The 13,569-nt window shown below is 67.0% G+C and carries 11 protein-coding genes; 4 read left to right on the top strand and 7 right to left on the bottom strand.

Annotated elements, in window-relative coordinates; genetic code table 11:
- Positions 1-14: 14 nt before the first annotated feature.
- Positions 15-1,778 carry a SulP family inorganic anion transporter gene (locus ACGTN6_RS03285; RefSeq protein WP_394589816.1) on the bottom strand — a complete coding sequence of 588 codons (1,764 nt, stop codon included), beginning with the start codon at positions 1,776-1,778 and terminating at the stop codon, positions 15-17.
- A 109-nt stretch (positions 1,779-1,887) separates the two neighbouring features.
- On the opposite strand from ACGTN6_RS03285, the gene ACGTN6_RS03280 reads away from it, so the two are divergent.
- Positions 1,888-2,724, top strand: coding sequence for a LysR family transcriptional regulator (locus ACGTN6_RS03280; protein ID WP_394589815.1), 837 nt, complete (start codon positions 1,888-1,890; stop codon positions 2,722-2,724).
- A 57-nt stretch (positions 2,725-2,781) separates the two neighbouring features.
- Here ACGTN6_RS03280 and ACGTN6_RS03275 read toward each other — a convergent pair whose 3' ends face one another.
- The 5 genes from ACGTN6_RS03275 to hmgA form a co-directional block, all read right to left on the bottom strand.
- Positions 2,782-3,972 carry an MFS transporter gene (locus ACGTN6_RS03275; protein ID WP_394589813.1) on the bottom strand — a complete coding sequence of 397 codons (1,191 nt, stop codon included), beginning with the start codon at positions 3,970-3,972 and terminating at the stop codon, positions 2,782-2,784.
- An 8-nt stretch (positions 3,973-3,980) separates the two neighbouring features.
- Complete coding sequence (locus tag ACGTN6_RS03270) at positions 3,981-5,201, bottom strand: multidrug effflux MFS transporter (protein WP_394589812.1); 1,221 nt, start codon at positions 5,199-5,201, stop codon at positions 3,981-3,983.
- Between the two features lie 112 nt (positions 5,202-5,313).
- Positions 5,314-5,958, bottom strand: a complete 645-nt coding sequence (gene maiA / locus ACGTN6_RS03265) for a maleylacetoacetate isomerase (RefSeq protein ID WP_394589811.1) — start codon at positions 5,956-5,958, stop codon at positions 5,314-5,316.
- An 18-nt stretch (positions 5,959-5,976) separates the two neighbouring features.
- Positions 5,977-6,996, bottom strand: a complete 1,020-nt coding sequence (locus ACGTN6_RS03260; RefSeq protein ID WP_394589810.1) for a fumarylacetoacetate hydrolase family protein — start codon at positions 6,994-6,996, stop codon at positions 5,977-5,979.
- Positions 6,997-7,050: 54 nt separating this feature from the next.
- Positions 7,051-8,373: a homogentisate 1,2-dioxygenase gene (gene hmgA, locus ACGTN6_RS03255; RefSeq protein ID WP_394589809.1), complete on the bottom strand. Its 1,323-nt coding sequence runs from the start codon at positions 8,371-8,373 to the stop codon at positions 7,051-7,053.
- A 118-nt stretch (positions 8,374-8,491) separates the two neighbouring features.
- Between hmgA and ACGTN6_RS03250 the strand changes: the two genes are divergently transcribed.
- The gene (locus ACGTN6_RS03250) at positions 8,492-8,959 is read left to right on the top strand and encodes a MarR family winged helix-turn-helix transcriptional regulator (RefSeq protein WP_394589807.1); all 468 of its coding nucleotides are present in this window, start codon (positions 8,492-8,494) and stop codon (positions 8,957-8,959) included.
- 33 nt (positions 8,960-8,992) lie between these two features.
- Here the strand turns inward: ACGTN6_RS03250 and bhcR are convergent, their stop codons facing one another.
- A complete protein-coding gene (bhcR, locus tag ACGTN6_RS03245) occupies positions 8,993-9,829 on the bottom strand; it encodes an HTH-type transcriptional regulator BhcR (RefSeq protein ID WP_394589805.1) in 837 nt (278 codons plus the stop codon).
- Positions 9,830-10,002: 173 nt separating this feature from the next.
- Between bhcR and ACGTN6_RS03240 the strand changes: the two genes are divergently transcribed.
- Both ACGTN6_RS03240 and ACGTN6_RS03235 read left to right on the top strand, forming a co-directional pair.
- On the top strand, positions 10,003-11,382 hold the full coding sequence (locus ACGTN6_RS03240; RefSeq protein WP_394589804.1) for a sigma-54-dependent transcriptional regulator: 1,380 nt from the start codon (positions 10,003-10,005) through the stop codon (positions 11,380-11,382).
- Positions 11,383-11,416: 34 nt separating this feature from the next.
- Positions 11,417-13,387, top strand: a complete 1,971-nt coding sequence (locus ACGTN6_RS03235; RefSeq protein WP_394589801.1) for a sensor histidine kinase — start codon at positions 11,417-11,419, stop codon at positions 13,385-13,387.
- Positions 13,388-13,569 lie beyond the last annotated feature (182 nt).

Below are 13,569 nucleotides of genomic sequence, written 5' to 3'. Positions count from 1 at the left end.
CTGAGCATCGGGTCTTACCCCTGCCGCGCCAGGATCTTGCCGTCTTCCGGCGTCGGGCCGCACTCGCTGAAGATCCGCTTGTGGCAGGTCTGGCAGGTTCCCGGATCCAGCCCCGGGGCGATGGCGGCGATGGCGGCTTCGGGCGTCTCGAAGAAGCGCCCTTCGCCGAGCCGACCCAGGTCGCCGCGGCGACGCAGCTCGTCCAGCACCGTGCCCTTCAGCGAGCTGATCATCAGCTCGCCGCCCTGGTCGCGCAGCCGCCGGGCCTCCTGGAGCAGCATCTCGGTGCCGGCGGTGTCGATGAAGTTGATGCCCTTGCCGATGATCAGCATTCGGGTGCCCGGTGCAGCGCTGAGCGCCCGCAGGCGGCGCTGCACGTGGTCGGTGGCGCCGAAGAACAGCGAGCCGTCGATACGCAGGATCTTCAGCTGCGGGCACTGGGCGAGGTCGTAGCGCCGGACGTTGCGGATATGGCGGCGCGGGTGATCCTGGCGTGGTGCCACCTCCATGACGGTCGGCCGCGAGGTGCGCTTGAGATAGAGCACCAGCGACAGCAGTACCCCCACGTAGATGGCGAACTCCAGCGCCACCAGCAGGGTAGCGGCGACGGTGGCCGCCAGGATCAGCGCCTCATGGCGGCTGGCGCGTACCAGGTGGGCGATGTGGTGGCCATCGATCAGGTTCCAGGCGATCAGCAGGATGCCGCCGGCCATGGCGGGGAGCGGCAGGTAGGCGGTGATGCCCGGGGCCAGCACCAGGATCAGCGCCAGCAGGGCGGCGGCGAACACCGACGCCAGTGGGGTGCGGGCACCGGCATCGTAGTTGGCGCCGGAGCGGGTGAAGGACCCGGAACTGGCGTAGCAGGAGAAGAAGCCGCCGACGATGTTGGACAGCCCCTGGCCGATGAATTCCTGGTTGCCGTCGATCACCTGCCCCGAGCGCAGGGCGATGGCGCGGGCGATCGAGACGGCCTCGATCAGCCCCAGCAGGGCGATGGCGAAGGCACCGGAGGTCAGGGTACGCAGGCTGTCCGGCGACAGCTCCGGCAGCGACAGCGGCGGCAGGGTACCGGGCAGGGCGCCGACCAGAGCGACGCCGTGCACCTCGCCGTCCAGCAGCCAGCAGGCCAGGCTCCCGGCGGCCAGCCCCAGCAGCAGGTGCGGCGCGCGGCGGTGGAGGCGTCGCACCACCAGTGAGGTCACCAGCGAGATCAGGCCGATGGCCAGGGCGTAGGGGTTGGTCTCGGGCAGCGCCCGAATCAGCTGCGTCAGTTCCACCAGGAAGCCCTGACCGTCGACGGCGACGCCGAGCAGGTGCTTCATCTGGCTGGTGGCGATCAGGATCGCCGCCCCCGTCGTGAAGCCGATCACCACCGTGTGGGAGATGAAGCTCACCAGGCTGCCTAGTCTCAGCAGCCCCATGCCTAGTTGGATGACGCCGACCAGCAGGGTCACGGTCAGCGCGGCGGCGAGGTACTCCGAGGGCGACAAGGCGCCCAGGCTGCCGACCACGCTGGCCAGCACGATCGACAGCGCCGCGGTGGGCCCCGAGATCATGTGCCAGGAGCTGCCGAACAGCGCGGCCACGCTGGCGGCGACGATGGCGGAGTAGAGGCCGACTTCCGGCGGCAGGCCGGCGATGAAGGCGTAGGCGACCCCCTGGGGTAGCACCAGGATAGCGCCGGTGAGTCCGGCCATCAGGTCGGCGCCGAGCATCCGGCGATCGAGGGCATGGCTCCAGCTCAGGAAGGGCAGAAAACGCGAGGGTCTGGGCGCCATGGGGAAAACCTCGAGATATGCATGAGGGAGGCCAGCCTAGGGAAAAGCTGTCATGCTGGAAAACAAAATTTTTTGGGCCTCATGAACAGAAAAACCGAAGGTGGCTCCCATGGACACCCAACTACTGGAAACCTTCCTCGAGGTCGGCCGACTGCGCAACTTCGGCAGGGCCGCCGAGAGTCTGTGCGTATCCCCCTCCACGGTCAGCGCACGCATCCGCCAGTTGGAAGAGCACCTGGGGTTGGCGCTCTTTACCCGCGGCCATCATCGGATCGACCTGACGCCGGCCGGAGAGCGCATGGAACGCCACGCGCGCTTCATTCTCGGCGCCTGGGAACGGGCCTTTGAAGACACGGCGCTCAGCGAGCGGCATCAGCGGCGCCTGGTGGTGGCCGGGGTCGCCAGCCTGTGGGACATCTTCCTGCAGGACTGGCTCACGGAGATCTATCGCGCCCATCCGACGCTCGGGCTGCGCGCGGAGGAGAGCACGCCGCTGCGCGTGGTCGAGAAGCTGGAGCAGAACATGATCGATGTCGGCTTCCTCTACGACACGCCGCGCCTGCGCGGAGTGGGGGTCGAGGAAGTGGCTAGCATCCCGCTGGTGATGGTCGCGAGCCGGTCCGGCATCGAGGCCGAACGGGCGGTCGGCGACGGCTATATCCGGGTGGAGTGGGGGACAGCCTTTGCCAGCGTCCACGAGAGCCGTTTCCCCCAACGCCTGCTCGCCCGGGGGCGGGTCAACAGCGGGCGCATCGCTCTTAACCTGCTGCTGGAGTGCGGCGGGGCGGCCTACCTGCCGCGGGACATCGTGGCCCCCTGGTGCCGCCGCGAGCGGCTGTTCGTGGTCGAGGACGCGCCGACGATCGAACTCAAGGCTTACGTGGCCTATCACCTGCACGGCGAGCACCGCGAGCTTATCCGAGGGCTGCTGAAGCGGCTGCGGTGAGCGAAGGGCGCCCGGCGCTCCGGGGTGGTAGAGGGTTTCCGAGGAGGCGAATGTGCCTTACGCCGCCGACGGCGCCGTCTCGGTTTGCCAGCGTCGCAGTTTGAGCGCGAAAGCCAGCCCCAGCACGAAGAGCCACAGGCCGGTCGCGGCGAGCAGGACCTCGGCCCCGGCCAGTCGCAGCACCACGCCACCCAGGCCGACGCCCAGCGATTGGCCGAGGAACAGGCAGCCGGCAAACACCGCCATGGCGGTGCCTCGGGCGCTGGGAGCCATCTGGGTGGCATGCGTTTGCAGGGTGCTGTGCAGCATGTAGAACCCCAGCCCCGCGCTGAAGGCCGCCATCGCGGCCGGAAGCGGCAGCGGGGCCAGCGCCAGCCCGGTGAAACCGGCGCCCATCAGGCTACCGCCGAGGATGGCCAGCCCGACTTCTCCCAGGCCGCTCACCAGCCGCCTGGCCAGCATGGCGAACAGCAGGCCGCCGGCGCCGAACAGTGCCACCATCAGTCCTGCCTGAGTCAGTGTGACGCCGAGCCGGGCATGCAGGTGGCTGGCCACGAAGGCCAGGGAGCCGAAGGCGGCCGTGCCTTCCAGAAACACCAGCACCAGGATGCATCTCGCCCTCGAGATGGCCAGGATACCGGAGAGGCGGGCGATGAAGCTGACTCGCTCCAGGCCGCCCTGGTGCGCTGTCTTCACCGCCGGGCGCCGACGCAGGGCAACGAGCATGCCGCCGCCGACCAGCAGGAACAGCCCGGTGAGCAGCAGGAAGGCCGAGCGCCAGCCGATGGTCTCGGCCAGCCAACCCCCCAGGGACTGTCCGGCGACCAGGCCCAGCACCGTGCCGGAGAGCATGTGCACGAGCGTGACCTGGCGTCGTTCGTAAGGCACGTTGTCGCCGACCCAGGCCATGGAAAGGGGAATGATGGCGGCCGCGGTGGCGCCGTTGAGGGTGCGAAAGATCAGCAGTGCCGGCAGTGACCCTGCCAGCGCCGAGCCCAGGGCGCCGATCGCGCAGGCCAGGGTTGTCAGGCCGATCACCCGTAGCGCGCCATAGCGGTCGCCGAGCGGGCCATAGACGAGCTGCATCACCCCGTAGGCGATGGCGAAGGCGGTGATGTTCTGGGCGACCTCGGCCACCGGGCGGTCGAAGGCAGTAGACAGGGCGGGAAGCATGGCGTCGGTAAGCCGCATCGAGGCCATGCTGGCGAAGCCGGCCAGCGCCAGCAAAGGCACCCAATAGCGTGTCATCGGCATGCTCATCGTGTCTGCGTGCCGGCAACGGCCGGTACATCCGTTCGACGCGATCTGGCCAGGCAGACGTAGGCCGCCAGGGCCAGCACCCCGGACAGCCCGATGGCCAGGGCCATGGTGTGTGAGGTGCCGTCGTGGAACTGGCCGACCATGGCCCCGCCGAGGGCGGCGATGGTCATCTGCAGGAAGCCGAACAGCGAGGAGGCCGAGCCGGCGCACTGCGGGTTGGGCGCCAGGGCCCCGGCCATGCTCTGCGGCATGACGATGCCGAAGCCGATCATGTAGACGATGTGCGGCAGGATGATGGCCCAGGTGGTATGGACGCCGAGCAGCGCCAGGGCGGCCATGACCACGCCGCCCAGCGCGCATAGCAGGGTGGCGCGTGACAGCAGTCGGTCGCGCCCCAGCCGCCGGCTATAGCGCCCGCTGAGCATGCTGCCGGTGAAGAAACCGCCGACGATCAGCGTGAACAGCACGCCGTAGAGCCCCGGCGATACCCCCAGGTATTCGATCAGCACGAAGGAAGAGCCGGACAGGAAGGCGAACATGCCGGCGAAGGCCGCGGCGTTGGTCAGCGTGTAGCCGACGAAGGCGCGCTGGCCGAGCAGCATCCGGTAGTTGGCCAGGATGGCGCCCGGAGCGATGGACTGGCGTTGCTCGGCGGGCAGCGACTCGGGCAGCCACCAGGCCAGGATCGCCAGCATCAGCACCGCGTAGATCGCCAGCAGCCAGAAGATCGCCTCCCAGCCGAACACTGCCAGCAGCCCCGCTCCGATCACCGGCGCGAGGGCCGGCGCGAGGGCCATGACGCTGCCCATGTAGGAGAGCACCCGCCCGGCCTCGACCGGGCCATGGATATCGCGCACCGCGGCCCGGGCCAATACCGGCCCGGCGGCGCCGCCCAGCGCCTGCAGGAAGCGGCCCAGCAGCAGCCATTCGGTGCTCGGCGCCAGGGCACACAGCAGGCTGGCCACCAGAAAGAGGCCGAAGCCGGCGATCATCACCGGGCGGCGCCCGAAGCGGTCGGAGACCGGCCCGCAGATCAGCTGGGCCAGGGCGAAGCCGGCCATGTAGAGGCTGAGCGTGAGCTGGATTCGCTCGGGGCTGGCGCCGAGCGCCTCGGCCATGGCCGGCATGGCGGGCAGGTACATGTCGGTGGCCAGCGGCCCCAGTGCAGTTAGGGCGGCGAGCACGGCGACGGTAGCGGCGGAAGTCGGTCTCAGCACGGTGGCTCCTCGGTGAGTGAACGATCACCAACGGCGACGGGCGTCGCCAAGGCCACGCCCGTCGTCGTCGGGGAGGCACCGACCGGTGCTTCCTTAGCCCGCTTATTGTACCTCAGCTCGCGTCGGGCTGCTCCTCGGGGGCCGCTTTCCGGAACGCCTCCAGGGCCCGGGCATTCCCGGCGATGCGCCGGATCCGTGGATAGGCCGAGAGATCGCATTCGAAGCGCTCGGCGTTGAACACCTGGGGTACCAGGCAGATGTCGGCCAGGGTCGGGGCGTCGCCGTGGCAGAACTCGCCGCTGCCGGCCTCGCGGCTGAGCTGGGTCTCCAGGGCGGCGAACCCGTCATGGACCCAGTGCCGGTACCAGGCCAGCTTGGCCGCGTCGTCGACGCCGAGCTCGCCTACCAGATACTTGAGCACCCGCAGATTGTCGAGCGGATGGATCTCGCAGGCCACCAGCTGGGCCAGGGCACGCACCCGAGCGCGATCGGCGGGGTGTTCGGGCAGCAGCGCCGGGGTCGGGTGGCATTCCTCCAGATACTCGCAGATCGCCAGCGACTGGGTCAGCCGCAGCCCATCGTCGGTCTCCAGCACCGGAACCAGGCCCTGGGGGTGGCGCACCAGATGGGCCTCACCGCGCTGTTCGCCCCTGACCAGGTTGACCGGGGCCTGGTCATACGCCAGACCCTTGAGGTTCAGCGCGATGCGCACCCGGTAGGCGGCCGACGAGCGAAAATAGCCGTAGAGCGTCGTCATTTGCCTGTCTCCTGGGACTTACTTGTCCTGATATTGCACGACCTGCTGATCGATGGCGCCGAAGATGCTCTTGCCGTCGCGGTCGAACATCTCGATGCGCACTCGGTCGCCGAAGCGCATGAAGGGGGTCCTGGCGCTGCCGTGGAGGATCGTCTCGACCATCCGCACCTCGGCCAGGCAGCTGTAACCCACGCCGCCGTCGGCCACCGGCTTGCCGGGGCCGCCGTTGGCGTCAGGATTGGAGACGGTGCCGGACCCGATCACCGCGCCGGCGCCCAGGTAGCGGGTGCGGGCGGCATGGGCGACCAGCTCGGGGAAGCCGAAGATCATGTCCGGGCCGGCCTCGGGGGCGCCGAACTTCTCGCCGTTGAGGTGCACGGTCAGAGGCAGGTGGACGCGGCCGTCCTTCCAGGCCTCACCCAGTTCGTCCGGGGTCACGCAGATCGGCGAGAAGCTGGAGGCCGGCTTGGCCTGGAAGAAGCCGAAGCCCTTGGCCAACTCGCCGGGAATCAGGCCGCGCAGGCTGACGTCGTTGACCAGCATGATCAGCTTGATATGGCCGGCGGCCTTCTCCGGGGTCACCGCCATCGGCACGTCGTCGGTGATCACCGCGATCTCGCCCTCGAAATCGATGCCGTGCTCCTCGCTGATCGCCTCGATGTCGGCGCCCGGGGCCAGGAAGCAATCGCCACCGCCCTGGTACATCAGCGGGTCGGTCCAGAAGGTTTCGGGCATCTCGGCGTTGCGCGCCTGGCGCACCAGCTGGACGTGGTTGAGGTAGGCGGAGCCGTCGGCCCAGTGATAGGTGCGCGGCAGCGGCGAGTGCAGGGTGCCGTGGTCAAGGTCGAAGGCGCCCTCGGCGCGGCCCTCGTTGAGCGCTGCGTAGCGCTCTTCCAGGCGCGGGGCGAGCGTGTCCCAGTGCTCGATCGCCTGCTGCAGGGTGGAAGCGATTCCGGTGGCGCTCACGGCACGGGTCAGGTCACGGGAGACCACGATCAGTTCGCCGTCGCGGCCGACGTTCAGGGTAGCCAGTTTCATGGAGGCGGTCCTCTTGTCGTCGACGAGGCTTTTGGCCTCGTCAGTGTCAGGGTGTCAGGGCGTGTTCGGGTCGAAATGGGCGCGCAGGGTCGACCAGACATCCACGTAGTCGCGCTGGCGGAAGTCGGCGGCAAGCGCGGCCTCGGTGGGGTGGAAGACGTAGCGGCTCTCGAACATAAAGGCCAGGGTGTTGCCCTGGTACTGGGGCGTCAGCTCCGCCTTGCTGGCCTTCTCGAAGGTGTCGGCATCGGGCCCATGGGGCGACATGCAGTTGTGCAGGCTGGCGCCGCCGGGCACGAAGCCCTCCGCCTTGGCATCGTACTCGCCGTGGATCAGGCCCATGAACTCGCTCATCAGGTTGCGATGGAAGTAGGGCGGGCGAAAGGTGCCTTCGGCGACCATCCAGCGCGGTGGAAAGATCACGAAGTCGATGTTGGCCGTGCCCGCGGTGTCTGACGGCGAGGTCAGCACGGTGAAGATCGACGGGTCCGGATGATCGAAACTCACGCTGTTGATGGTGTTGAAGCGTGCCAGGTCGTACTTGTAGGGCGCGTAGTTGCCATGCCAGGCCACCACGTCCAGCGGTGAGTGGTCGAGCCGGGTACTCCAGAAGCGGCCGGAGAACTTGGCCACCAGCTCGATATCGCCCTGGCGGTCCTCGTAGGCGGCCACTGGCGTCAGGAAGTCGCGCGGGTTAGCCAGGCCGTTGGCGCCGATCGGCCCCAAGCCAGGCAGCTCCAGCGGGCTGCCGTAGTTCTCGCAGACATAGCCCCTGGCCTGAGTTTCGCGAGAACCGTCGCTACCCCCGGCCAGGCGCACCTGGAACTTGATGCCACGCGGGATCACTGCGATCTCGCCGCTGCCCACTTCCAGCTCGCCGAGCTCGGTGCGCAGGCGCAGGGTGCCTAGCTGGGGCACGATCAGCAGCTCGCCGTCGGCGTCGTAGAAGAAGCGCTCGGTCATGTCGCGGTTGAAGGCGTAGACGTGCACCCCACAGCCGCTCTGGGTGGCGGCGTCGCCGTTGACGGCGACGGTCAGCAGGCCGTCGATGAAGTCGGTGGGCGCCTCCGGCAGCGGCGCGGGATCCCAGCGCATCTGGTTAGGGTCGGCGGCGGGGCGGGCCGGCGGCGCGGTGGCCACATGGCCCGCCTCCAGCGGCCGGTAGGCGCTCTGCACCACCGAGGGGCGGATGCGATACAGCCAGCTACGTAGGTTGTGATGGCGCGGGGCGGTGAAGGCCGACCCGGATAGCTGCTCGGCATAGAGGTCGTAGGGGCAGCGCTGGGGCGAGTTCTGGCCTTCGGGAAGCGCGCCGGGCAGAGCCTCGGTGGCGACGTGGTTCCGGAAGCCCGGCTGATAGTCGAGCGATGTTGTCATTCTTTACGACCTCCTGGGCAAGATGGTTTCAAGTGAAACTATGGCAAGGCTAGACCCTGTTAGTTTCATATGCAACCATTTCTCGGCCCTTCCCGAACCGACTCACAGAGTGATGCCCATGCCCATCGACGATGCCGCGCCGACGAGCTTCGATCTCGACCGTTTCTTGCCCTATCGCCTCAACAGCCTGGCCGATCGCATCAGCCAGGCCCTGGCACGCCTCTATGAGACGCGCCACGACCTGAGCGTGGCCCAGTGGCGGGTGCTGGCCTGGCTGCATCACCGTGAGCAGTTGACCGCCAAGCAGATTCGCGAGGCCACGCGCATGGACAAGGCGCGGGTATCCCGGGCGGTGCAGGCACTCGAGGATCGCGGGCTGATCCGCCGGCGGCCATCGCCCGAAGACCAGCGTCGTCACGAGCTGCGGCTTACCGAGGCGGGGTTGGCGCTGCTGGAGGAACTGATTCCCGAGGCGCGGGCCTGGGAGGCGGAGCTGGTCGCGCCGCTGTCGGTGGAGGAGTATCGTCAGCTGCTCGAGTTGATGAGCAAGCTGGAGGGGCAGCTGGAGCGGCTGGAAGGGGGGTGAGGAGAGGGGCCCGGCGGCGCCGCCGGGCCCGGGTCAGGCCAGGGCCTCGTCGTGGGCGGGGATCCGGCCGCCCAGCCGGGAAGTGATCTCCTCGGCGGCGTCACGGACCTGCTCGCCGAGCTCGGTGAGACGTTCCTCGGGAATCCGCGCCATGGGGCCGGAGACCGAGATGGCCGCCAGCGGAATGCCCTGCTCGTCGTGGATGCAGGCGGCCACGCAGTGCAGGCCGATAGCGTGCTCTTCGCGATCGCAGGCGTAACCCTGGCGGCGGATCTCGGCCAGGCTTTCGCGTAGCGCGACGGTATCGTGGATGGTGTTGGTGGTCACCCGCGCCAGGCCACGCTCGTCGAGCACCCGCTCGAGCTCGTCGTCGGGCAGCCATGCCATCAATGCCTTGCCGACACCGGAGGCGTGAAGCGGGGCCCGTGAACCCAGGCGGGTGATCATGCGCATCATCTGCGGCGACTCGCTCTGGGCCAGGAACACCGCGGTACTGCCATCGCGCACGCCGAGGTTGGCGGTCTCGCCGGTCTGGGCGGTAAGCCGGCGCAGGAAGGGCCGGCTGGTGCCGACGAAGTCGCGGGCCTCGAGGAAGCTGTTGCCGATGCGAAAGGTCTTGACGTCGATCTTCCACATCCCCAGCTCGTTGTCCTGGGTGACATAGCCCTGGCTTTGCAGGGCCTGGAGCAGCCGGTGGGTAGTGGAAGGGGCGAGTTCCGCCTGTTCGGCGATCTCCGACAGCGCCAGGCCGCCGGGGCTGCCCGCCAGGCGCTCCAGCAGGTTCAGCCCGCGCACCAGGGACTGGCTGTGGCCGCCACTGCTCTTGCCCGATGCCGGTCGTCCCGCCGTTCTGCGCTTGCCTTCGTTCACCTCGTCGTCTCCCGCGTCACTGCCGCTGTTGAGTCATCAGCATACCGTTTCGTTGCCGTTCTGTCTCGCTTTCGGAAATGGTTTCCAGACCCGTCTTTGGTGGTAGGGACGTCCGCCAGACCCTTCGGTTGGCTTATCATCTATTGCCCGCGTCGTTATTAAGGGGAGTGGCAATGCCAGACGACGAGCAGAAACAGGGAAATGAAGGGCATCAGGACGAGTTGACCGAGCTGCTGGTTCGGGCCGCCGTGCTGGTGATCGACGACGAGCCGGGCATGCGCAATTTCCTGGTGAAGACGCTGCGTCTGTATTGTCGTGAAGTCGTCGAGGCCGAGAATATCGAGCAGGCCGAGATCTGGATGCGACAGATGAGTTTCGACGTGGTCTTGCTCGACAATGTCATGCCTGGGCGCAATGGTATCGAATGGCTGGGAGAACGGTATCGCCAGGGAGCTATCGCCGACACCATCGTGGTCACGGCCTATGCCGACCTGGATACCGCCATCGAGGCCATGCGAGCCGGCGCACGTGATTTCATTCTCAAGCCGGTGCGTTCCAACCAGGTGTTGAATGCCGTCCGTCGCTGCATCGAGTTGGGGCAGCTCAAGCGAGAAAATGTCTTGCTGCGCCATGAGTTGCAGAGCATCGATATCTGGCGCCGCCGCCGCAGCGAGCTCATCGGCGACTCCGAGGAGATCGAAGAGGTGCGTCGAACCCTGGGGCGGGTGGTCAATATGCCGACGCCGGTTCTGGTTTGCGGTGAGTCCGGCACTGGTAAGGAAGTGGCGGCGCGGCATCTGCATGCTGCGTCGGAACGCGCAGTTCATCCCTTTGTGGCGGTGAATTGCGCGGCGATTCCCGCCGACATGCTGGAGACCGAACTGTTCGGCCATACGCGCAATGCTTTCGCTGGTGCCGAGGGATATCGCGAAGGGCTGCTGGTGTCCGCCCAGGGAGGTACGGTCTTTCTCGATGAGATCGGGGAGCTGTCGGCCGCCGCACAGCTGGCGCTGACGCGAGTGCTCGAGGATCGCAGCGTGCGGCCGGTGGGTGGCGAGCAGGAGGTGCCGCTGGACCTGCGTTTCGTGTGTGCTACCTCCAAGGATCTGCTCCGTGAAGTGGCCGAGGGGCGTTTCCGGGAGGATCTCTATTTCCGGGTCAATGTCATCGAGATCAAGATGCCGCCGTTGCGGTGTCGTGGAGCGGATACCCTGGCACTGGCCGAGCTGTTCATGTCCGAGATCGCCCGTCAGCTTGGCCTGGCGCGCCTGGAAATCGACTCCACCACGCGAATGGCCATTCTGCGCCATCGTTGGCCGGGGAATATCCGGGAGCTGCTGAACTTCGTCGAGCGCTCCTTGATCTTTGGTCGCTTCCCGCTTGAGACGCTGGCGCCACCACCCGAGGCCGAGATCGAGACGCTCGAGGCCGTCGAGCGACGCCAGATACTCGATGCTCTGGAGGCGACTCATGGCAACCGTGCCGAGGCCGCCCGGCGGCTAGGTGTTTCGCGCAAGACCGTGGATCGAAAGTGCGCCGCCTGGGGCATCTGACATGAGGCGGGTGCTGCCATCCTGGACACGGTCGGTGCGCGTGCGATTGCTGGTCATCGCCCTGTTGCCGATGCTGGTGTTGCTGCCTTTGTTGCTGGGCATGGCCGTATGGCGTTGGTCCGGCAAGGTGGATGACTTGCTGACGGTAAAGGTCAATGGCGATCTGACCATTGCCCATCAGTACATAGCGCGGTTACGCGAGAATTTGGGAGGACGCATCGAGTCGCTGGGGGCATCCGTTGCCTTCGCCGATGGCATGGCGCAGCCGGGCCCCGCGTCGGATTTTCTCGAGCGCCGACGCCGTGCGCTTGGGCTCGACGTCCTGTACGTGGTCACGCGCCGTGGGCGCATCATTCCATCCGGCACGCCTTCCGCGCCGGATTTTAAGGCTCGTGCCTGGCCGGTGGTGCGTGCGGCGCTCGATGGCACGACCCGGAGTGCGGTCGATGTCTTCGATAATGCGCAGTTGACGGGGCTGTCGCCCTTCCTCGCCGAGCGTGCGAGGGTGCCGATCGTGCCGACACGTGCAGCGGTGCCTACTTCCCGCAGCGTGGTGGAGAGCGGCATGATGCTGCACGCGGCGGCGCCGGTCCAACTGCCGAGCGGCCAGCGCGCGGCCCTGGTCGGCGGGCAACTGCTGAACCGCAACCTCGACTTTATCGATACCATCAATGATCTGGTTTATCGCGATCGCAGCTTGCCCGAGGGTAGCCAGGGCACGGCTACCCTGTTTCTCGATGATGTCCGGGTGTCGACCAATGTGCGCTTGTTCGAAGGTGAGCGTGCACTGGGCACCCGGGTCTCGGCAGAGGTCCGATCACAGGTGCTGGAACGGGGCGAGGTCTGGCTCGATCGTGCCTTCGTGGTCAATGACTGGTATATCTCGGCCTATGAGCCCATCGTCGACAGTCGCGGCGAGCGGGTCGGCATGCTCTATGTCGGTTTCCTCGAGGCTCCGTTTCGCGAGGCGCGAACCTCCAGCACCATTCTCATTGCTTTGCTCTTCCTGGCGATCACCGTTATCTCGGTGCCGATCTTCCTGCGCTGGGCGCGACGCATTTTCCGTCCGCTGGAGCGCATGAACGAGACGATCGGACGCGTCGAGGCGGGGGATTTCGGGGCTCGCATCGGTGCGGGCGGCGGTCATGGCGAGATCAGCCGAGTGGCCCGCCATCTCGATGACCTGCTCGACCAGGTACAGGAACGAGATTGTCGCCTGCGTGGCTGGGCGAGCAAACTGAACGCCCAGGTCGAGGAGCGCACCCGTGATCTTCGGGACGCCAATCGCCGTCTGGAGCGCACCACCGAGCAGCTCGTGATGTCTGAGAAGCTCGCCGCTGTCGGCGAAATTACCGCCGGCGTCGCCCACGAGATCAACAATCCCGTGGCGGTCATCCAGGGCAATCTGGATGTTGCCCGCCAGACGCTCGGCTCAGGGGCCGACGAGGTCGCTACCGAGTTCGACCTGATCGACGATCAGGTACACCGCATTTCGGCGCTTGTCGCCAAGCTGTTGCAGTTCGCCCGGCCCGGTGAGTTCTCGGGATCGGCCAATCGCCTGGTTCCCTCCGAAGTGATCGATGACTGTCTGGTGCTGACTCGCCACCTGTCGAGAAAGGCCGAAATCGCCGTCGAACGGGATGATCGCAGCACGGCGGCCATCCTGGTGGAACGGACTGAGCTGCAGCAGGTCATCATCAACCTGGTGGTGAACGCCCTTCATGCCATGCCCGAGGGCGGCACCCTGACCCTGGAAACCGAGGATCGCGACGTCGAAGGCGTACCGGGAGTGGCGGTCCTCGTCACGAATACCGGGAGAGGAATGGCGCCCGAGGTGCTCAAGCATATCTTCGATCCCTTCTTCACCACTAAGCGCTCCCAGGGCACGGGGCTGGGACTCTCGATCAGTCAGACGCTCATGGCCCGCGCCGGTGGCTGGATTGAGGCGGTGAGCGAGCAGGGTGCCGGAAGCCGGTTTACCGTCTGGGTGCCCTCTTGTCCGTGAGAAGGTCAGAATGTCCCGTTTCGCCGTGGTCGTCCGGTGGCATCGAGAACAATTCGGCCACATTCATGCCGGCTCAGGTGCAGTGATTGCGACAGGATGTCCTTGTATCTCTCTGATAATAAAGGGTTTTTGTTTGACGCCGATGGGGCGGAGTCCCATTCTTCCGTGGGTGTGACGGCTTG

Source organism: Halomonas sp. B23F22_20 (assembly GCF_043496985.1).
Classification (GTDB): domain Bacteria; phylum Pseudomonadota; class Gammaproteobacteria; order Pseudomonadales; family Halomonadaceae; genus Halomonas.
This window is presented reverse-complemented; position numbering and strand designations above follow the sequence as displayed.

What these genes read in the sequence shown, in the direction of transcription:
- ACGTN6_RS03285 (WP_394589816.1), bottom strand. Translation starts at nt 1,778, where the DNA reads ATGGCGCCCAGACCCTCGCGTTTTCTGCCCTTCCTGAGCTGGAGCCAT.
- ACGTN6_RS03280 (WP_394589815.1), top strand. Translation starts at nt 1,888, where the DNA reads ATGGACACCCAACTACTGGAAACCTTCCTCGAGGTCGGCCGACTGCGC.
- ACGTN6_RS03275 (WP_394589813.1), bottom strand. Translation starts at nt 3,972, where the DNA reads ATGACACGCTATTGGGTGCCTTTGCTGGCGCTGGCCGGCTTCGCCAGC.
- maiA (WP_394589811.1), bottom strand. Translation starts at nt 5,958, where the DNA reads ATGACGACGCTCTACGGCTATTTTCGCTCGTCGGCCGCCTACCGGGTG.
- ACGTN6_RS03260 (WP_394589810.1), bottom strand. Translation starts at nt 6,996, where the DNA reads ATGAAACTGGCTACCCTGAACGTCGGCCGCGACGGCGAACTGATCGTG.
- hmgA (WP_394589809.1), bottom strand. Translation starts at nt 8,373, where the DNA reads ATGACAACATCGCTCGACTATCAGCCGGGCTTCCGGAACCACGTCGCC.
- ACGTN6_RS03250 (WP_394589807.1), top strand. Translation starts at nt 8,492, where the DNA reads ATGCCCATCGACGATGCCGCGCCGACGAGCTTCGATCTCGACCGTTTC.
- ACGTN6_RS03240 (WP_394589804.1), top strand. Translation starts at nt 10,003, where the DNA reads ATGCCAGACGACGAGCAGAAACAGGGAAATGAAGGGCATCAGGACGAG.